Annotated in this window: 16 protein-coding genes; 9 read left to right on the top strand and 7 right to left on the bottom strand. The window is 74.5% G+C overall.

Annotation, left to right across the window (positions count from 1 at the left end):
- Nucleotides 1–29: 29 nt before the first annotated feature.
- The 4 genes from moaC (at nt 30) to ABT369_RS20645 (ending at nt 2,676) form a co-directional block, all read left to right on the top strand.
- Complete coding sequence (moaC, locus tag ABT369_RS20660; protein WP_350613997.1) at nt 30–500, top strand: cyclic pyranopterin monophosphate synthase MoaC; 471 nt, start codon at nt 30–32, stop codon at nt 498–500.
- On the top strand, nt 497–961 hold the full coding sequence (locus tag ABT369_RS20655; RefSeq protein ID WP_350613995.1) for a MogA/MoaB family molybdenum cofactor biosynthesis protein: 465 nt from the start codon (nt 497–499) through the stop codon (nt 959–961). The genes moaC and ABT369_RS20655 overlap by 4 nt, the downstream gene beginning before the upstream one ends.
- Nucleotides 962–1,078: 117 nt before the next feature.
- The gene (locus ABT369_RS20650; protein ID WP_502891796.1) at nt 1,079–2,266 is read left to right on the top strand and encodes a molybdopterin molybdotransferase MoeA; all 1,188 of its coding nucleotides are present in this window, start codon (nt 1,079–1,081) and stop codon (nt 2,264–2,266) included.
- Entirely contained in the window at nt 2,263–2,676 is a 414-nt protein-coding gene (locus ABT369_RS20645) for a molybdenum cofactor biosynthesis protein MoaE (protein ID WP_350613994.1), read from the top strand. The genes ABT369_RS20650 and ABT369_RS20645 overlap by 4 nt, the downstream gene beginning before the upstream one ends.
- Here ABT369_RS20645 and ABT369_RS20640 read toward each other — a convergent pair.
- The gene (locus ABT369_RS20640) at nt 2,639–3,118 is read right to left on the bottom strand and encodes a DoxX family protein (protein ID WP_502891801.1); all 480 of its coding nucleotides are present in this window, start codon (nt 3,116–3,118) and stop codon (nt 2,639–2,641) included. The two genes, ABT369_RS20645 and ABT369_RS20640, sit on opposite strands and share 38 nt — an antisense overlap.
- An 84-nt stretch (nt 3,119–3,202) precedes the next feature.
- Between ABT369_RS20640 and ABT369_RS20635 the strand changes: the two genes are divergently transcribed.
- Genes ABT369_RS20635 through ABT369_RS20615 form a run of 5 tightly spaced genes read left to right on the top strand, consistent with a single transcriptional unit; the run spans nt 3,203 to nt 10,651 of the window.
- Nucleotides 3,203–4,549, top strand: coding sequence for an SWIM zinc finger family protein (locus ABT369_RS20635; RefSeq protein WP_350613991.1), 1,347 nt, complete (start codon nt 3,203–3,205; stop codon nt 4,547–4,549).
- Nucleotides 4,546–6,102, top strand: coding sequence for a DUF5691 domain-containing protein (locus ABT369_RS20630; protein WP_350613990.1), 1,557 nt, complete (start codon nt 4,546–4,548; stop codon nt 6,100–6,102). The genes ABT369_RS20635 and ABT369_RS20630 overlap by 4 nt, the downstream gene beginning before the upstream one ends.
- Before the next feature lie 35 nt (nt 6,103–6,137).
- Nucleotides 6,138–7,268: an ATP-binding protein gene (locus tag ABT369_RS20625; protein ID WP_350613989.1), complete on the top strand. Its 1,131-nt coding sequence runs from the start codon at nt 6,138–6,140 to the stop codon at nt 7,266–7,268.
- Nucleotides 7,258–9,480, top strand: a complete 2,223-nt coding sequence (locus tag ABT369_RS20620) for a DUF5682 family protein (protein WP_350613987.1) — start codon at nt 7,258–7,260, stop codon at nt 9,478–9,480. The genes ABT369_RS20625 and ABT369_RS20620 overlap by 11 nt, the downstream gene beginning before the upstream one ends.
- Nucleotides 9,473–10,651, top strand: coding sequence for a VWA domain-containing protein (locus tag ABT369_RS20615; RefSeq protein WP_350613986.1), 1,179 nt, complete (start codon nt 9,473–9,475; stop codon nt 10,649–10,651). The genes ABT369_RS20620 and ABT369_RS20615 overlap by 8 nt, the downstream gene beginning before the upstream one ends.
- Here the strand turns inward: ABT369_RS20615 and ABT369_RS20610 are convergent.
- The 6 genes from ABT369_RS20610 to moaA all read right to left on the bottom strand — a co-directional run bounded on the left by ABT369_RS20610 (nt 10,636) and on the right by moaA (nt 18,902).
- Entirely contained in the window at nt 10,636–11,844 is a 1,209-nt protein-coding gene (locus ABT369_RS20610; RefSeq protein ID WP_350613984.1) for an ATP-binding protein, read from the bottom strand. The two genes, ABT369_RS20615 and ABT369_RS20610, sit on opposite strands and share 16 nt — an antisense overlap.
- A gap of 258 nt (nt 11,845–12,102) precedes the next feature.
- On the bottom strand, nt 12,103–13,005 hold the full coding sequence (locus ABT369_RS20605) for an LppU/SCO3897 family protein (protein ID WP_350613983.1): 903 nt from the start codon (nt 13,003–13,005) through the stop codon (nt 12,103–12,105).
- Between the two features lie 119 nt (nt 13,006–13,124).
- Nucleotides 13,125–16,349: a UvrD-helicase domain-containing protein gene (locus tag ABT369_RS20600; protein ID WP_502891795.1), complete on the bottom strand. Its 3,225-nt coding sequence runs from the start codon at nt 16,347–16,349 to the stop codon at nt 13,125–13,127.
- Nucleotides 16,350–16,370: 21 nt separating this feature from the next.
- Nucleotides 16,371–17,618 carry a metallophosphoesterase gene (locus ABT369_RS20595; RefSeq protein WP_350613981.1) on the bottom strand — a complete coding sequence of 416 codons (1,248 nt, stop codon included), beginning with the start codon at nt 17,616–17,618 and terminating at the stop codon, nt 16,371–16,373.
- 4 nt (nt 17,619–17,622) lie between these two features.
- Nucleotides 17,623–17,868 carry a MoaD/ThiS family protein gene (locus ABT369_RS20590; RefSeq protein WP_350613980.1) on the bottom strand — a complete coding sequence of 82 codons (246 nt, stop codon included), beginning with the start codon at nt 17,866–17,868 and terminating at the stop codon, nt 17,623–17,625.
- Nucleotides 17,865–18,902: a GTP 3',8-cyclase MoaA gene (gene moaA / locus ABT369_RS20585; protein ID WP_350613979.1), complete on the bottom strand. Its 1,038-nt coding sequence runs from the start codon at nt 18,900–18,902 to the stop codon at nt 17,865–17,867. Before moaA ends, ABT369_RS20590 begins: the two co-directional genes overlap by 4 nt.
- Nucleotides 18,903–18,910 lie beyond the last annotated feature (8 nt).

Here is an 18,910-nt window from a genome sequence, read left to right as displayed (position 1 = left end):
CGCGCGCCTCCGGTGTCTAAGCTCTTTGGGTGCCAAATGAGCTGACACACGTGGACTCGTCCGGGGCGGCGCGGATGGTCGACGTGGCCGCGAAGGACGTCACCGCGCGCCGGGCCGTCGCGGCGGGATTCGTGCGCACCACAAGCGAAGTCGTCGCACTGTTGCGTGATGGAGCGCTGCCGAAGGGTGACGCTCTGGCGGTCGCGCGCATCGCCGGGATCATGGGCGCGAAGCGGACGCCCGATCTTGTGCCGTTATGTCACCCGATCGCCCTGCATGGCGTGACGGTCGAGTTGACGCTGCGTGACGAGACCATCGAGATCGAGGTCGTGGCGAAGACGGCCGACCGGACCGGGGTGGAGATGGAGGCGCTGACCGCCGTGGCGACCGCGGGGCTGGCGCTCATCGACATGATCAAGGCGGTGGACCCGGCGGCCTCCATCGAGAACGTGCGGGTGCTGCGCAAGGAGGGCGGGAAGACCGGGGTGTGGCAGCGATGAGGGCCGTCGTGGTGGTGGCGTCCAACCGGGCGGCCGCGGGCGTCTACGCCGACACCAGCGGGCCGCTGCTGGTCGAGGGGTTGCGGGCGCTGGGGTTCGAGGTGGACGAGCCCGTCGTGGTGCCCGACGGGGAGCCGGTCGAGGCGGCGCTGCGGGCGGCGGTGCAGGCGGCGGACGTCGTCCTGACCAGCGGGGGCACCGGGATCACGCCCACCGATCGGACGCCCGAGATGACGCGCCGCGTGCTCGACTACGAGGTGCCGGGCATCGCGGAGGCGATTCGGGCGGCCGGCGCGGCGAAGGTGCCGACCGCGATCCTGTCGCGCGGGCTCGCCGGAGTCGCGGGGCGGACGCTCGTCGTCAACCTCCCCGGGTCCCGGGGTGGCGCGAAGGATGGGTTGGCCGTCCTCGGACCGGTGCTCAAGCACGCGGTGGAGCAGCTTCGCGGCGGAGATCACTGAGGGATGAAAGAAGGCCGGGGACGCGCGGACCCGGCAATGACGGCGCGCAGCGCCGAATGGTGTCTGTCGGGAGCAACGGTCCGCAGGTGACGCGGACCGGAGCATTAGGCTTCGAACGTGACGTTACCGATCGCCTGGACGGCCGCCCGCGAGATTGTGCACGCCGCGGGCTCGGCGGTCGCGCCGGAGCCCGTCGCGGTGCCCCTCGCCGACGCCGACGGCCTCACCCTCGCCGCCGACCTGGTGACCCTGACCGACCTGCCGGCCTTCGCCACCTCCAGCGTCGACGGCTGGGCCGCCCGCGGGCCCGCGCCCTGGCGGATCGTCGGGCGGGTGCTGGCCGGGGACACCGCCGCGCCGCTCACCGCCGACGGCACCTGCGTCGAGATCGCCACCGGCGGCATGGTGCCCGACGGCACCACCGCCGTCGTCCGCGTCGAGGAGTCCGAGACCGTCGACGGCCTGGTCAGCGGCGCCGCCCGCCGGCTGCCCGACTGGCGCAAGCAGGGCGAGGAGGCGGCCGCCGGCGAGGTGCTGCTGCCCGCGGGCACCCCGATCACGCCGGGGGTCATCGGGCTGGCGGCGTCGTGCGGATACGACACGCTGACCTGCCGCCCCGCCCCCCGGACGGCGCTGCTGGTCTTCGGCGACGAGCTGCTCACCGCCGGCACCCCCGCCGGCGGCCGGGTCCGCGACGCGCTCGGCCCGTCCCTGCCCTCCTGGCTGCGGCGCGCCGGCACCCAGGTCGTGCACGCGCGCGGGCCGGTCGCCGACACGCTCGAGGAGCACGTGGCCGCGCTGCGCAAGGCCGTCGACGCCGGCGCGCAGGTCATCTGCACCACCGGCGGCACCATGCACGGGCCGGTCGACCACCTGCACCCCGCCCTGGCCGAGCTCGGCGCCCGTTACGTCGTCAACACCGTGGCCGTGCGCCCCGGCTTCCCGATGCTCGTCGCGCAGCTGCCCGGCGGCCAGTTCGTCGCGGGCCTGCCCGGCAACCCGCAGTCCACGTTCGTCGCTCTGGTTTCTCTCGTACTGCCCCTGCTCGCCGGCCTCACCGGCCGCCCTGTGCCGGAGCCGGCCACCGTGACCCTCGGCGCCGACGTCCCCGGCCGCGGCGACTTCACCCACCTGGCGCTCGTCACACTGGCCGGCGGCCGCGCCCACCCGGTCGCGCACGTCGGCTCGTCGATGCTGCGCGGGCTGGCCAACTCGGTCGGGTTCGCGGTCATCCCACCCGGCACCGAGGGCCGCGCGGGCACGCTCGCCCAGCTCGTGCCCCTGCTGGACGGGGACCGCGCGTGATCCGCACCCAGGTCACCACCGAGCCCCTCGACGTCCAGGCGCACGAGCGGGCCGTCGCCGACCGGGCCGCCGGGGCCGTCGTGTCGTTCGCCGGCGTCGTGCGCGACCACGACGGCGGGCGGGGCGTGGTGGAGCTCGAGTACGAGGGCCACCCCAGCGCCGGTGACGTGCTCGCCGAGGTGGCCGCCGAGATCGCCGCCGACCCTGCGGTGCGCGGGCTCGCCGTCTCCCACCGGGTCGGGCGGCTGGAGATCGGCGACGTCGCGCTGGCCGCGGCCGTGTCGACCGCGCACCGGGCGGAGGCGTTCGCGCTCTGCGCCCGGCTCGTCGACGAGGTGAAGGCGCGGCTGCCGATCTGGAAGCGTCAGGTATTCATCGACGGCCAAGAGGAATGGGTGAACTGTCCTTGAGGTGGCGCCGGGCCCGCTTGATCGTCTTGGCCGCGTGACCCGCACGCCAGCGCAGGTCGGGGCGGCCCTCACGGTCGAGCGCGGCCAGCAGCAGGCCGCCCATCATGCCCAGGTTCTTCATGAACTGGATGCGCTGCTGGGCCCGCTCCTGCGGGTTCTCGATGTCCCAGAACGCGTGGCCGGCCAGGGTCGTGGGCACCAGTGAGCCGACCAGCAACAGCGCCGCCGGCCGGGTTGCGTGCCCGGTCGCGAGCAGCACGCCACCCGCCATCTGGGCCGCGCCGTTGACCCGCACGAGGGTTTCGGCGTCGGTCGGCAGGCTCGGGTGCAGCGCCTTGATCGTCGGCTCGAGCCGGTCGGTGACCGGCTTGGCCCGGCCCGCCAGGCGCGCCGGGCTCGTGAACGCGGCCCAGCCCTGGACCACGAAGATGGCCGCGAGCATCGAACGGGCTGCGGTACGTACGGGTCTCATGACGGAAACATACCCACCGGGGAAATGTCGTACCCCCTCACTACGGTAAGCAGCATGGCGGAAACAACGACGGTCACCACGGTCTGGACGACCGACCAGGTGATGGCGCTGGCCCCCGACTCGTCCGCGCAGCGGGCGGCGCGCGGGCTCGCCGGCGACCGCGTCTGGCTGGAGACCGGCCTCAGCGCCGCCGACGACATCGACCCGACCCTGTGGGGGCTGTGCCAGGGCAGCGGGAGCACGCCGTATCAGACCGCGGTCGACCTCACCGAGCCCGCGTTCAAATGCACCTGCCCGAGCCGCAAGTTCCCGTGCAAGCACGCCCTCGCCCTCCTGCTGCGATGGTCCTCGGGGTCGGTGCCGGAGGCGGTCGCGCCGTCGTGGGCCAGTGCCTGGCAGGCGGCCCGCGCGGCCCGCGCCAACCGTGCCACCGCCGGACCGGTCGAAGATCCAAAACCCGGCAGCCGTGCGGGGGGCCGGGCGCCGGTCAGCGAGAAGGCGCAGGCGCGCCGGGCCGACCGGATCGCCGCCGGGCTCGACGAGCTCGACCGCTGGCTCGCCGACCAGGTCCGCGCCGGGCTCGCCGGCACCGGCAAGGGCGGCGCGGCCTGGGACACGATGACCGCCCGGCTCGTCGACGCCCAGGCGGCCAGCGCCGCGGGCATCCTGCGCCGGACCGGCGCCGTGCTGGGCTCCCCCGAGCGCCTGCTGGGCGAGCTGGCGCGGCTGCACCTGCTCGTGGGTGGTTACCGGCGGCAGGAGGAGCTGCCCGACGAGCTCGCGGCGAGTGTGCGGATGCGGGTCGGGGTGCCGATCGCGACCGAGACCGTGCTCGCCGGGGCGCCCGTGCGCGACCGCTGGCAGGTGCACGGCGTGCGCGACGAGATCGAGGACCAGCTGACCGTGCGCCGGGCCTGGCTGCGCGGGGCTGGGTCCGGGCAGCCGCTGATCGTGCTGTCGTTCGCGGTGGCGGGCCAGTCGCTCCCCGTCGACCTGCTGCCCGGCACCGAGTTCGACGCCGACGTGTGCCTGTATCCGGGCGGCCAGCCGGCCCGGGCGCTCATCGCCAAGCGCCATGCGCCGCCGGAGCGGATGCACTTCGTCGCCGGCGGCGCCGGGATCGAGGACAACCTGCGGGCGCACGCGCTCGCCCTGGCCGGGGACCCCTGGCTCGACTACTGGCCGATGGCGCTCGACGGGGTGTGCCCGGTGCGCGACGGCTCCGGGTGGGCGCTGGTCGACGCCGACGGGTTCGGGCTGCCGCTCGACCCGGCGGCCGGGGAGCCCTGGCGGCTCGTGGCGGTGACCGCGGGGCGGCCCGCGACCATCACCGGCGAGTGGTCGGCGGGCGGGCTGCGCCCCCTCGGGGTGTGGGCCGACGAGCGGCTGGTGCGGCTGTGAACGGGCCGGACTGGGGCGACGTGGTGGCGACCGCGCTCGTCGGGACGCAGCGGCGGACGCTGCCGGCCGGGGTCGGGCGGCCCGGCGAGGACCCGGCGGAGGCGCTGCTCGACGCGGCCGGGACGCTGACGCTGTATCGGCGGGCCGGGTTCCGGGCGCGGGCCGGGCTCACGGTGCCGGAGCCGGCCCCAGACGACTCCGGGATCCCGCTCGTGGCCTGGGCGGCGGCCGCGCGGGCGGCGGACCTGCTCGCGGTGGACGCGGCCGGCTACGGCACCAGCAACGCGGTGCCGGTCCGCGACGCCGACGGGCGGCTGGAGCTGCTCGCCGAGTGGCTCGGGGCCGTGCACGACCGGCGGGTGCCGGGCGAGCTGCTGCCCGCGCTGCTGGAGATCGCGCGGCGGCACCGGGCGCTGCGGCCGCTCGTCGCCGCGGCCGGCGGGTCCCGGGCGGCGTGGCTGGCCCGGCAGCGGCCCGAGTGGGCGTTCCTCGACGCGACCGCGGCCGATGCCCACGATGCTTCCGGCGCCCGCGCCGACGACGCGCAGGGCTGGGAGCTCGGCTCGATCGGCCGGCGCGTCGGCATCCTCACCGCGGTGCGCCGGGGCGGGCCGGAGGGCGAGCAGCGCGGCCGCGACATGCTCGCCGACGTCTGGCCGACCGAGACGCCCGACGACCGCGCCGCGCTGCTCGGCACGTTCGCGACCGGGCTCTCCCCCGCCGACGAGCCGGTGCTGGAGGGCGCCCTCGACGACCGGCGCAAGGAGGTGCGGATCGTCGGGCTCGACCTGCTGGCGATGCTGCCCGACAGCGCCTACGCGCGGCGGATGACCGAGCGGAGCACGGCGTGCGTGCGGATCGTCGGCGGTCGGATCCAGGTGGTGCCGCCGAGCGCCTGCGACAAGGCGATGCGCCGCGACGGGATCGTGCCGCGCCCGCCCGCCGGGGTCGGCGAGCGGGCCTGGTGGCTGGAGGAGCTGCTGACCCGCACGCCGCTGCGGGTGTGGGGCGAGCCGGAGGAATTCCTGGCGCTGCCGGTGACCGATGAGTGGGCCGCCGTGCTGCGCCGCGGGCTGGCCCGGGCCGCGGCCGGGCAGCGGGACCCGCGCTGGGCCACGGCGCTGACCGGGCGGCTCACCGAGGAGGTCGCGGCGGGCGGGCGCCCCGACGACCGGCTGCTGCTCGAGGCGCTCTACGACGCGCTGCCCTCCGATGCGCTCTCCGCCCTCGCCGTCGGGGTCCTGCGCCGGGGGCTCGCCGGGGCCGCCGCGGTCGGCGTCGAGCACGTGCTCGAGCTGTGCCCGCGGCCGTGGCCGGAGCCGCTGGCCGAGGCGGTGTTCGGCGCGCTGGACGACCTCGGCGGGCGGCGCTCGGCGGGCTGGCGCCTGGCCGGGCTGTGCGAGCTGGCGGCGCTGCGGCTGCCGGCCGACACGGCGGACCGCGCGACCCGCATGGCCGCCGCCCTGCCCTCGGACGACCCGATGTCCTCGATCGTCGGCCGCTTCGCCGACACCCTGCGCTTCCGGCACGACATGCTGGCCGAGCTGGCATGACCCCCGACGTCCGACCCGATCTCCCAGGAGTCCGCGTGACCAGCACAGTCGATGTCACCGCCGCCCACGTCGCCGGTGCGCCCGTCGCCGAGACGGTGCAGCGGCGGCACGCCGAGGACGAGTTCGCCGCGGAGCTCGTCGCGCTCGCGGCCGGCGACGAGCGGCCGCGCCCGCCGGGGTGGCGGCTCTCGCCCTCGGCCGTGGTCACCTACCTGCTCGGCGGCGAGGCGGCCGACGGCACGGCGATCACGCCGAAATATGTCGGGCCGCGGCGGCTCATGGAGGTCGCCGTCGCCACCCTCGCCACCGATCGGGCGCTGCTCCTGCTCGGGGTGCCCGGCACCGCGAAGACCTGGGTCTCCGAGCACCTGGCCGCGGCGATCAGCGGCGACTCGACGCTGCTGGTGCAGGGCACGGCCGGCACGCCCGAGGAGGCGATCCGCTACGGCTGGAACTACGCCCGCCTGCTCGCCGAGGGGCCGAGCCGGGCCGCGCTGGTGTCGAGCCCGGTGCTGCGCGCGATGGCCGACGGGCGGATCGCGCGGATCGAGGAACTGACCCGGGTGCCCTCCGACGTGCAGGACACGCTGATCACGATCCTGTCGGAGAAGACGCTGCCGGTGCCCGAGCTCGGGCAGGAGGTCCAGGCGCGCAAGGGCTTCAACGTCATCGCCACCGCCAACGACCGCGACCGCGGGGTCAACGAGCTCTCCTCCGCGCTGCGGCGCCGGTTCAACACCGTGGTGCTGCCGGTGCCGGCGGGCGTCGAGGAGGAGGTCGACATCGTCGCGCGGCGCGTCGCGGCGCTCGGCAAGGCGCTGGAGCTGCCCGAGCTGCCGCCGGCCGCCGACGAGATCCGCCGCGTGGTCACCGTCTTCCGGGAGCTGCGCAACGGGGTCACCGAGGACGGGCGGACCAAGCTCAAGTCGCCCAGCGGCACGCTGTCCACGGCCGAGGCGATCTCGGTGGTCACCAACGGCATGGCGCTCGCCGCGCACTTCGGCGACGGGGTGCTGCGGGCCGGGGACGTGGCCGCGGGCATCCTCGGCGCCGTGGTCAAGGACCCGGTGTCGGACCAGGTCGTGTGGCAGGAATACCTCGAGACGGTGGTGCGCGAGCGCGAGGGCTGGCGGGACTTCTATCGAGCGGCCCGCCGTGGCGAGTGAGCCGTTGCTGCTGGGGATCCGTCACCATGGGCCGGGGTCGGCCCGGGCGGTGCGCCGGGCGCTGGCCGAGTTCCAGCCCGAGGTGGTGCTGATCGAGGGGCCGCCGGAGGCCGACTCGCTGGTGCCCTTCGCCGGGGACGAGGACATGCGGGCGCCGGTGGCGCTGCTGGCCTACCCCGCGGACAACCCCGACCCGAAGCTGCGCGCCTCGTTCTGGCCGCTGGCCGAGTTCTCGCCGGAGTGGCAGGCGATCCGGTGGGCGGTGGCGCGCGAGGTGCCGGCGCGGTTCATCGACATGCCGGCGGCCGTGCGCCTGGCGGCCCCGCCCCAGACCCAGCGGTCCGACGACGACGCGGTGCGGCTCGACCCGATCGGGGCGCTGGCGGAGGCGGCCGGCTACGACGATCCCGAGCGCTGGTGGGAGGACGTGGTCGAGCACCGGATCGACCAGTCCCCGTTCGCGGCCATCGCCGAGGCGATGACCGTCGTGCGGGCGCACGCGCCGGTCCCGGCCGAGGCCGAGCGGGTCGAGGAGGAGCGGCGCGAGGCCTACATGCGCATCGGGCTGCGCGCGGCGCTCAAAGAGTTCGAGCGCGTGGCCGTCGTGTGCGGGGCCTGGCACGTGCCCGCGCTGACCGGGCCGCTGCCCAGCGCCGCGGCCGACAACGCCGTCGTGCGCGGCCTGCCGAAGGTCAAGGTCGCGATGACCTGGGTGCCGTGGACGCACGCGCGGCTGGCGTCCTGGCAGGGCTACGGCGCCGGCGTGCAATCCCCCGGCTGGTATCACCACCTGTTCACCTCCGTCGACGCGCACGTGATCGAGCGCTGGCTGGTGCGGGCGGCCGGAGTGCTGCGCAAGGACGGCGTGCCGGTGTCCAGCGCCCACGTCATCGAGGCGACCCGGCTGGCCGAGGCCCTCGCGACCATGCGCGGGCGGCCGCTGGCCGGGCTCGCCGAGGTCACCGACGCGGCCCACGCGGTGCTCTGCGACGGCGACGACCTGCGGCTCGCGCTCATCAACCGGCGGCTCGTGGTCGGCGACCGGCTCGGCCGGGTGCCGGACCAGACGCCCGGGGTGCCGATCGCCCGGGACGTCGCCGGCAGCCAGCGGCGGCTGCGGCTGCCGCCCCGGGTCGAGCGGCGGGAGCTCAAGCTCGACCTGCGCCAGGCCTTCGACCTGGAGCGCAGCCGGCTGCTGCACCGGCTCCGGCTGCTCGGCGTCGAGTGGGGCAAGGTGCTGGCGGCGGCCAAGGGCAAGGGCACGTTCCGCGAGGAGTGGGAGATCGCCTGGCAGCCCGAGTTCGCGGTCGACCTGGTGGAGGCGGGCGCCTACGGCACCACGGTGCTCGAGGCCGCCACGGCCCGGGTCGCCGAGCAGGCCCTGGCCGCCGCGACCCTGGCCGACGTGACCACGCTGGTGGAGCGGTGCCTGCTCGCCGACCTGCCGGACGCGCTGCCCGGGGTGCTCGACGCGCTCGACGAGCGGATGGCCCTCGACGCCGACGTCGCGCACCTGATGGACGCGCTGCCGGCGCTGGCCCGGACATTGCGGTACGGCGACGTGCGCGGCACCGATCTCTCGGCGCTCCGCGACGTCACGCTCGGGATGATCACCCGGATCTGCGTCGGGCTGCCGGCGGCGGTCGGCGGGCTCGACGACACCGCCGCGGCGGTCATGCGCGACCGGATCGACGGGGTGCAGGGCGCGCTCGCGCTGGTCGACGACCCCGAGGCGCACGCGCGCTGGCAGGCTGTGCTGTCCGGGCTGGCCACGCGGGACGACTTGCACGGCCTGCTCACCGGGCGGATGAACCGGCTGCTGCTGGACGCGGGGGCCGTCGACACCGACGAGATCGGGGCGCGGATGGCGCTCGTGCTGACCGTCGGCGTGCCGGTGGCCCGCACGGCGGCCTGGATCGAGGGCTTCCTCGCGGGCGACGGGCTGCTGCTGGTGCACGACGAGCGGCTGCTCGCCCTGGTCGACGGGTGGCTGACGGGCATCCCGGCCGAGGCGTTCCTCGAGGTGCTGCCGCTGCTGCGGCGGACGTTCAGCGGCTATCCGGCGCCGCAGCGGCGGATGATCGGCGAGCGCGCGGCCGGCATCGGCACCGGGCGCCCGGGCGCGGGCGCGGACGACGAGATCGACGCGGCCCGGGGCGCGCTGCTGCTGCCGGTCGCGGCGCGGCTGCTCGGGAGGGAGCTGCATGTCTGAGGACGAGGGCGACGAGCGGCTGCGGCGCTGGCGGCTCGCGCTGGGCGGGGCCCCCGGGGCCGAGGGCACCGGCTACGGGCTCGCCGGGACGGACGCGGCGGTCGACGCGGCCCTCGGCGCGCTCTACGACCAGGGCGAGGACGGGACGTCCGGGCCGCGCGGGGCCGGGCTCGGGGCGTCGGCGCCGCGGGTGGCCCGATGGCTGGGCGACATCCGGCAATACTTCCCGTCGACCGTCGTGCAGGTGATGCAGGCCGACGCGATCGAGCGGCTCAACCTGACCCGGCTGCTGCTGGAGCCCGAGATGCTCGACGCCGTCGAGCCCGACGTCCACCTCGTGGGCACGCTGCTCTCGCTCAACCGGGTCATGCCCGACAAGAGCAAGCGGGCGGCCCGCAAGGTGGTGGCCAAGGTCGTCGCCGAGCTCGAGCGGCGCATCGCGCAGCCGACCCGCACCGCGCTGAGCGGGGCGCTGAACCGGGCCGCGCGGATCAACCGCCCGCGGCACCACGACATCGACTGGGACCGCACGATCCGCGCGAACCTCAAGCACTACCAGGTCCAGCAGCGCACGATCGTGCCGGAGCGGCTGATCGGCTACGGCCGGCGGGCCCAGGCGGTGCAGCGCGACATCGTGCTCTGCGTGGACCAGTCGGGGTCGATGGCGGCGTCGGTGGTGTATTCGGGCGTCTTCGCCGCGGTGCTGGCCTCGATGCGCTCGCTCAAGACGTCGCTGGTCGTGTTCGACACGGCGGTGGTGGACCTGACCGACCGGCTCAGCGACCCCGTCGACGTGCTGTTCGGCACCCAGCTCGGCGGCGGCACCGACATCAACCGGGCCATCGCCTACGGCCAGCAGCTCATCACCCGGCCCCGGGACACGATCTTCGTGCTGATCAGCGATCTCTACGAGGGCGGCGTGCGCGAGGAGATGCTGCGGCGGGTCGCGGCGATGACGGCGGCCGGCGTGCAGGTGATCACGCTGCTGGCGCTGTCCGACGAGGGCGCGCCGGACTACGACCGGGAGAACGCCGCGGCGCTGGCCGCGCTCGGGGTGCCCGCGTTCGCGTGCACGCCGGACGTGTTCCCGGAGCTCATGGCGGCCGCGATCGAGCGTCGCGACCTGCGGGGCGTCGTGGAACGGGCGGAGGCCCGTCACTCGGCCGGCTGAGTCCGCAGGTAGCGGGCGAAGTGGGGGACGGTGAAGGCGACCGTTCCCCGCTCGCCCGAGTAGATCAGGCCCTTCTTGATCAGGGCGTCCCGGGCGGGCGACAGGCTCGCGGGCTTGCGGCCGAGGGTGCGGGCGATCTCGGCGGTCGGCACCGCCTCGGAGACGTCGACGGCCGGCAGCAGGGTGGCCATCGTGCGCATGTACTCGCGCTCGGCCGGCGTCGCGCGCTCGTAGCGGGAGCCGAAGAACCCGACCGCCAGCTCCGCCTCGGCCTCCGGCGCCGCCACGCGCACGTCGGCCGCGGTGATCGGCGAGCGCGGCGCGTGGTCCCAGGTCGCCTTGCCGTAGGCCTGGACGAAGTACGGGTAGCCGCCGGAGGCCTCGTAGAGCGCGTCGAGGGCCTTCGCCTCGTATTCGACCTCCTCCCGCTCGGCCGGCGCCGTGAGCGCGAGGTCGGCCGCGATCCGGTCGAGACGGTCGATGCGCTGGTAGCGGAAGAGCCGCTCGGAGTAGGACTTCGACGCCGACAGCAGCGCCGGCACGTGCGGCAGCCCGGCCCCGACCACGATCAGCGGCGCCCCGGTCTGGGACAGCTCGTGGCAGGCGGCGCAGAGCGCGGAGATGTCGTCGGCCGCGAGGTCCTGCAGCTCGTCGATGAACAGCGCCACTCCGGTGCCGACGTCACTGGCCACGCTCGCCGCGTCGGTGAACAGCTCGACCAGGTCGATCTCGATGTCGCCGGAGTCGGCGCGGCCGACCGCGGCCGGCACGTCGATGCCGGGCTGCCAGCGGTCGCGCAGCTTGGACGGCGGCTTGCGAGGGTCCTCGCGCAGCGCGAAGGCCTTGAGCACGCCGAGGAACTCGTCGATCCGGTCGGGCGCGCGGTGCTGCGGCGCCAGCTCGCGCACGGCCATGTGCAGGGCGGCCGAGACCGGGCGGCGCAGCGACTGGTCGGGCCGCGCCTCGATCTTGCCGGTGCCCCACAGGTGCGAGATGGCCTCGGAGCGCAGGGTGTTGAGCAGCACCGTCTTGCCGACGCCCCGCAGCCCCGTGAGCATGAGCGACCGCTCGGGCCGCCCGCGCGCCACGCGCTCCAGCACGATGTCGAAGGCGTGCAGCTCACGGTCGCGCCCGGCGAGCTCGGGCGGGCGCTGACCGGCGCCGGGAGCGTAGGGATTGCGAACCGGGTCCACGAATCGCACAGTATCGGGCTTTCTAGCGCGCAGGCTAGAACCGCGTAGAGGAACCTCTACGGCGTGTCGTCGTGGAACATCTACGGCTTTCTAGCGTGCACGCAAGACAGCCTTATAAGGCACCATCGAAGGATACCGAACACGCGTTCGATGGCTGGCTCGAACTAATGTACTACACCCCTGCGGCAGCGCGTGGCAAGGGGGGTCGAAAACGCAGAACGGCCCGGGCAATCGCCCGGGCCGTCATGTTTTCGCAGGTCAGCTGCGCAGCTTGAGGCAGAGCACGAAGTCGTTCGCGTCCGTCGGGCTGTCGAAGAAGTAGTTGTGGGAGTAGCCCGGCGTGCCCTCGCACTTGTTCTTGTCGGTCGTGCCGGGGATGCGCTTGAGCACCTCGTAGGCGCCCGGCCCGCACTGGACCTTCTGCATCTGCGGCTTGTCGTTGCTCGTGCCGACGTTCTTGAGGCACTCGCCGACCTGGACCGAGGCCGCGTCGCCGGCCTGCACGCCGGGCTTGCTCGGCGAGGAGCCCGCGCTCGGGGCGGCCGACTGACCGGCGCCGTTGCCCGCGGGGGTCGACGCGTCGGGCTTGGTCGAGCCCGAGGCGGCTGGGGCGTTGGTGTCGGCCTTCTTGTCCTTCAGCACGTAGTAGTACACGCCGACGCCGCCGCCACCGCAGAGCAGCAGCACGAGGAAGGCGACCAGCGCGATCGTGCCGCCGGAGCGCTTCTTCTTCTCCGGCTCCGGGGGCGGGCCCCACTGCGGAGCGTCGTTGTAGCCGCCGGGCTCGTCGCCGTAGGGCTGGTAGCCGCCGCCCGGCTGCTGGTAGGTGCGGTCGTCGTAGCCGCCGCGGCGGTCGTCGTATCCACCGCCCCGGTCGTCGTAGCCCTGGCCCGGGTAGCCGCCCTGGTTGCCGTAACCCTGGTTGCCCTGGTTGCCGTAGCCTCCGCCGCCCTGGCCGTAGCCCCCGCCTTGGCCATAACCGCCGCCTTGGCCGTAGCCGCCGCCCTGGCCGTAGCCCCCGCCCTGACCGCCGCCCTGGCCATAGCCCTGGTCGCCGTAGCCCTGGTCGCCATAGGGGTCGCGCTGACCACCCTGTCCCTGCCCCCATGGATCCTGAGGTTGACCCTGGTACGGTCCGCCCGGCGGTCCGTAACCCGACATGATGTCCTCCTGGTCGTCCTGCAGCCGGTGGTCGGCTAGGTGAGCCTATCGGCGTCAATGCAGCTACGGTAGCTCTCCCACCCACCCCCTTGGCCTCACGGATCCGCGCCAAAAGTGGTTCAGATCAGGCGCAACTGCCGATCTTTGGGCTTGCGGGGAGCCGCGGGACCACGCCGTTCGAGCAGGCCCGGGTCGATGACCGACAGGAACGGTGACGGGGACATGTCGCGCTCGGATCCAAAGCGGAAACGGCTGCGGCTGTGGGACACGAAGAGCCGATCCTGGGCGCGGGTGAGCCCGACGAAGAACAGCCGGCGCTCCTCCGCGACGTCGTCGTCGGTCTGCTGGGCGCCGGCGTAGGGCCGCAGGGGCAGCAGACCGTCCTCGACGCCGACCAGGAACACGACCGGGAACTCGAGGCCCTTCGAGGCGTGCAGGGTCAGGAGGTTCACCCGGTCGGCGCGCGGGTCCCAGCCGTCCACCTCGGCCCCGGTGGCCAGCGCGCCGAGGAACTCCTCGAGGTCGTCGCGGGCCCGCAGCGCGAGCGGCGTCATCAGGTCGACGGCGTTCCACACGTCGGCCTCGGCCAGCGTCATCAGGTCGCTGTCCAGCGTGCCGCAGCGGCCGGCGACGACCTGCCCGGCGAGGCGGACCCGGGCCGCGATCGAGCCGCCGAGGCCGTCGGCGTAGCGCAGCTCGCGGGCGATGGCGGCGACGCCGGGGCGGTCCAGCAGCCGGTCGTGCGAGCGCTTCTGCACGGGGACGCCGGCCCGGCTGAGCGCATCCACGATCGGGGCGGCCTGGGAGTCGGTGCGGTACAGCACGGCGATGTCCGAGAACGACATCGCGCCCACGGTGGCCCGGGAGTCGACGCGGTTGTCGTGCGAGCGGTGCGACAGGCCGCCGACCAGCTCGTCGACGGTACGCACGACGAAGTCCGCCTCGTCCGCGACCGAGGTGGCCGGGTACAGCCCGACGACCGGCGCCTCGAGGTCCAAGCGGGCCGGGTCGAGCCGGCGGCCCGGCACCAGCGTGGTCGGGGCGATCGCCTGCACCGCGGCGGCCAGGATCGGCGCCGACGAGCGGTAGTTGCGGGTCAGGCGGACCACCCGGGCGTCGACCTCGGACGTGGAGAAGTCGCCGGTGAAGCGCAGGAAGAAGGAGACCTCGGCGCCGCGGAACGAGTAGATGGCCTGGTCCGGGTCGCCGATCGCGCACAGGTTGCCGCCGGGCGGGCAGAGCAGCCGCAGCAGCTCGTACTGCACCGGATCGACGTCCTGGTACTCGTCCACGAAGATCCACCGCCAGCGCGCCCGATACCGCTCGGCCAGCGCCGGCGTCGCCCGCAGCAGGTCGACGGTGAGCGTGAGCAGCTCGTCCAGCGACACCAGGTCCTTCGCCCGCAGCGCCTTGGCCAGCGTCTCCCGCGTGGTGGGCTCCATCGCGCCGAGCGCCTTGCGCGCCTCCCGCTCGCCCAGCGGCTCGAGCGCGGCCAGCAGGTCGGCGTCCTCGGCGATGCGGAACTGCGGGGTGAGCCCGACCGCGGCCGCGTTCTCGCGCAGGATCGACAGGCCCAGCGAGTGGAACGTGGAGACCGTCACCGCCTCGGTGACCGGCCCGAGCAGCCCCTCCAGGCGCTCGCGCAGCTCCTCCGCGGCCCGGCGGGTGAACGTGATCGCCAGGCACTCCTCCGGATACACGCCCAGCTCGGCGCAGAGGTACGCGAGCCGGTGGGTCAGCGTGCGGGTCTTGCCCGTGCCGGGGCCGGCCACGATCAGCAGCGGGCCGCCGGGCGCCGAGGCCGCGACCCGCTGCAGCGCGTCGAGCCGGTCGAGCAGCCCGGTCCCGACCTCCTCCATCCCGGCGAGCATCGGCTCGAGGGGCTCGTGCGGCGAGGGCGGCGCGGAGATCGGCGGGGGCGGCGGCGGGGCCTCGGCGGGGGCGGCCCGGCGCTTCTTGGGCTGGGCCTTCGCGGCCGGCTCCGCCTTGCGCTGCTTGGGCACGGCCGGCATCGGCACGTCGAACAGCACGTCCTCGTGCGCGTTCCCCCGCAGCTCGGAGGGTTCGAAGAGCTTGATGATGCCGTACTCCCCGTCGAACCCCGGCGTCCGGCGCACCTGCCCGCGCCGCAGCCGCGCGATGCCCTCGCCGAGCAGCTCGCCGCCGGCCCGCGCGATGTCCTCGACCGGCACCGAGCGCAGGATCGACAGCTCCGGACCGAGCTCGGCGACCAGCGCGGCGAGCTTCTCGTCGACGGTCTTCGACTTCGGCCCGACCCCGTTGATCTCGCCGAGGATCTCGTGCAGCTGGATCAGGTGCGTGACCCCCGGCGCGCCCGGCGGCGTGTAGCCCTCGGCCCGGTCCGCGAGCTCCTCGACCCGGTGCAGCACGCCGACGGTGAGCGGCTTGCCGCACTCGGGGCAGCGGCCCTGGGCCTCGCGGGTGCGAGCCGGCGGCCAGTTCACGTCGCAGGCGCGGTGGCCGTCGGCGTGGTACTTGCCCTCCTCCGGGAAGAACTCGAGCGTGCCGACCAGCCCCTGACCGGTCCGCAGCATGTCGCGCACGCCGAGGTAGGACAGGTCGCCGTCGAGCAGCGTCGCCTCGCGGGCGAGCGCCGGCGCCGAGTGCGCGTCGGAGTTGGACACCAGCCGGTACTTGTCCAGCGACGACACCCGCCAGTTCATCTCGGGGTCGGAGGACAGCCCGGTCTCGACCGCGAAGATGTGCTCGGCGAGATCGGCATAGCAGTCGGCGATCGCGTCGAAGCCGGACTTGGAGCCGAGCGCGGAGAACCAGGGCGTCCAGATGTGCGCCGGCACCAGGAAGCCGTCCGGGCTCGCCTCCAGGGTGATCTCCAGCAGGTCGCGGGAGTCCAGCCCCAGGATCGGGCGGCCGTCCGAGCCCAGGTTGCCGATGCGCCCGAGCGCGGTGTTGAACCGGGCGGCCGCGTCGAAGTCGGGCTGGTAGATCAGGTGGTGGACCTTGCGCGTACGGTCGCCGCGCTTGTAGATCGTGGAGATCTCGACCGACAGCATGAACCGCACGGCGGAGTCGGCCACGCCGAGGCGGGCCGGCAGCCGGCGCAGGATGTCGGCCTCGCGGTCCGGGTGCAGCCGGTAGAGGCCCGGCTCGGCGGGGACCAGCGCCTCGCGCAGGTGGTCGAACCAGGCCGGGTGCGTGAAGTCGCCGGTGCCGAGCAGCGCGATGCCCTTGCGCCGCGCCCACCAGGTGAGCGTCTCGATGCTGAGGTCACGACTGCACGCCCGGGAGTACCTCGAGTGGATGTGCAGGTCCGCGACGAACGAGTCGGAAGCGGCGTTCGAAGGCACGCTGCATCCTGTCACAGGCGCCCCACGCGTTTCCGGCTACGCGCCGTGCAGCTCGATGATCGAGATGTCCGGCGGCGCGCCGAAGCGGACCGGCGGCCCCCAGAAGCCGGCCCCGCGGGTGACGTAGACCTGGGTGCCGTCGACCGTGCCGAGGCCGGCCACGACCGGCTGCTGGAGGCCCACGAGCAGGTTGAACGGCACCATCTGGCCGCCGTGGGTGTGCCCGGACAGCTGCAGGTCGACGCCGTGGCGGGCCGCGTCGTGGGCCTGGATCGGCTGGTGGGCGAGCAGCACCACGGGCCGGCTGGTGTCCCGCCCGTCGAGCGCCTTGCCGAAGTCGGGGCCGTCGCCGACGCCCTCGCCGCTGAGGTCGTTCACCCCGGCGAGGTCGAGCCCGAGCACGTCGACGCGCTCGTTGCGCAGGACGCGGACGCCGAGCGAGTTCACCTCGTCGACCCACTCCTGGTAGCCGGAGAAGTACTCATGGTTGCCGGTCACGAAGAAGCTGCCGTGCTTGCCGCGCAGGTCCTGCAGCGGCTCGGCGGCCTCGCCGAGCTCGGCGACGCTGCCGTCCACGAGGTCGCCGACGACGGCGACGAGGTCCGCGTCCACCGAGTTGATCATCCGCACGATGCGCTCGGTGTGCGAGCGGCCCAGCAGCGGGCCGAGGTGGATGTCGGACACCACCGCGATGCGGAAGCCGTTCATGCTCGAGGGCAGCTTGGCCAGCCGGATCGGGACGCGCTTGAGATTCGGGGCGCTCATGGCCTGGTACACACCGATGCCCACGGCGCTCGTGGACAGCACGCCCGCGGTGACGGCGAGCGACCGGCCGAGCAGCAGGCGCCGGCTCGCGTCGAAGCCCAGCTCCTCCGCGACCGGCTTCGGCGGCGCCTCGGCGGCGAACGACGGATCCTCGTCCGAAATGTCCGGCGCTGCCGCTTGAGGGGGTGAAACTTGAGGGAGTGAAGGCGGTGCGGAGCGACGCTGCCAGAGGCGGATCGCCAAGCGCGGGATCTCCAGGATCAGCAGCGTGACCAGCAGGTAGAACATCAGCGCGAGCCAGAGGAACCCCGGCCAGGCCACGATCGCCTGGCGCGAGTGCGGCAGGGTGCGCGACAGCGCCAGGGTCGTCGGGATCACCAGGGCCAGCAGCACCGCGATGACCGAGCCGACGATGCGGGCCCGGCGGGTGCGGGTGGTGTCCTTGACGAGGCGTTTCCAGAGGTACCAGTGGATGCCCCCGACAACGACGAGCACCACCACCAGGAGGACGGCGATCACCGGCTCAGCCGCCCGCGAACGGGGGCAGCACGTCGACCGTCGCGGCCGCGGGCAGCGCCGCGTCCCGGTCCCGCCAGGCGGTGCCGTCGACCAGGAAGGAGCAGGCGGTGACCACGCCGGCCAGGCGCGGACGGTCGGCGGTCACGGCCGCGACGAGATCGGTCAGCGTCGTGGCCTCGACCTTCTCCTCGGGCACGCCGGCGGCCGCGCGGGCCCCCGCGAAGTAGCGGACGAGCAGCAACTGGGTCATCCTCCGATGGCAGACATGGGCCGCGCGGGCTGCAGGAACCTGGGGTCGTTGATGCCGTGGCCGGCCGGCTTGGCCCACATCGCCTTGCGCCAGAGGTCGGCGAGCTCGTCGTCGCCGGCCCCGGCCCGCAGCGCGCCGCGCAGGTCCGTCTCCTCCTGGCTGAACAGGCAGGAGCGGATCGCGCCGTCGGCGGTGAGGCGGGTCCGGTCGCAGGCGCCGCAGAACGGGCTCGACACGCTGGCGATCACGCCGACCCGGGCCGGTCCCCCGCCGACCGCGGCGTGCCCGGCCACGACCCAGGTCTCCGCGGGCGCCCCGCCGCGCGCGTCCGGATCGGGCGAGAGCGTGAACTCCGCGCGCAGCCGCGCGAGGATCTCGGCGCCGGTGACCATCTCCTCGCGGCGCCAGGTGTGCCCGGCGTCCAGCGGCATCTGCTCGATGAACCGCAGCTCGTAGCCGTGCTCGAGGGCGAAGCGCAGCAGGGGCGCGGCCTCGTCGTCGTTGACCCCGCGCAGCAGGACCGCGTTCATCTTCACCGGCAGCAGCCCGGCCGCGGCGGCCGCGGCGAGCCCGGCGACCACGTCGGCGTGCCGGTCGCGGCGGGTGATCGCCTTGAACCGGGCCGGGTCGGTGGTGTCGAGCGAGACGTTGACCCGGTCCAGCCCGGCCGCGGCCAGGGGCTCGGCGAGACGGGCGAGGCCGATGCCGTTCGTGGTGAGCATCATGCGCGGGCGGCCGGGCAGCGCGGCGACCGCGCGGACGATCTCGGCCAGCCCGCGGCGCAGGAGCGGCTCGCCGCCGGTGAAGCGCACCTCGGTCACGCCGAGGCGGTGCACGGCCACGTCGATGAGCCGGACGACCTCGGCGTCGGTGAGCAGCGACGGGTTCGGCAACCAGTCGAGGCCCTCGGCGGGCATGCAGTAGGTGCAGCGCAGATTGCACCGGTCGGTCAGCGACACCCGCAAATCGGTCGCAACGCGCCCGAACCGGTCGGCCAGGCCGGCCCCGGGTGGCTCGTGCGCCGATTCGGTCATGGTCGAAA

Origin of the sequence: Dactylosporangium sp. NPDC000244 (assembly GCF_040300725.1) — a bacterium.
GTDB lineage: Bacteria > Actinomycetota > Actinomycetes > Mycobacteriales > Micromonosporaceae > Dactylosporangium.
The sequence above is the reverse complement of the archived record's forward strand: the minus strand, read 5'-3'. Positions and strand labels throughout refer to the sequence as shown.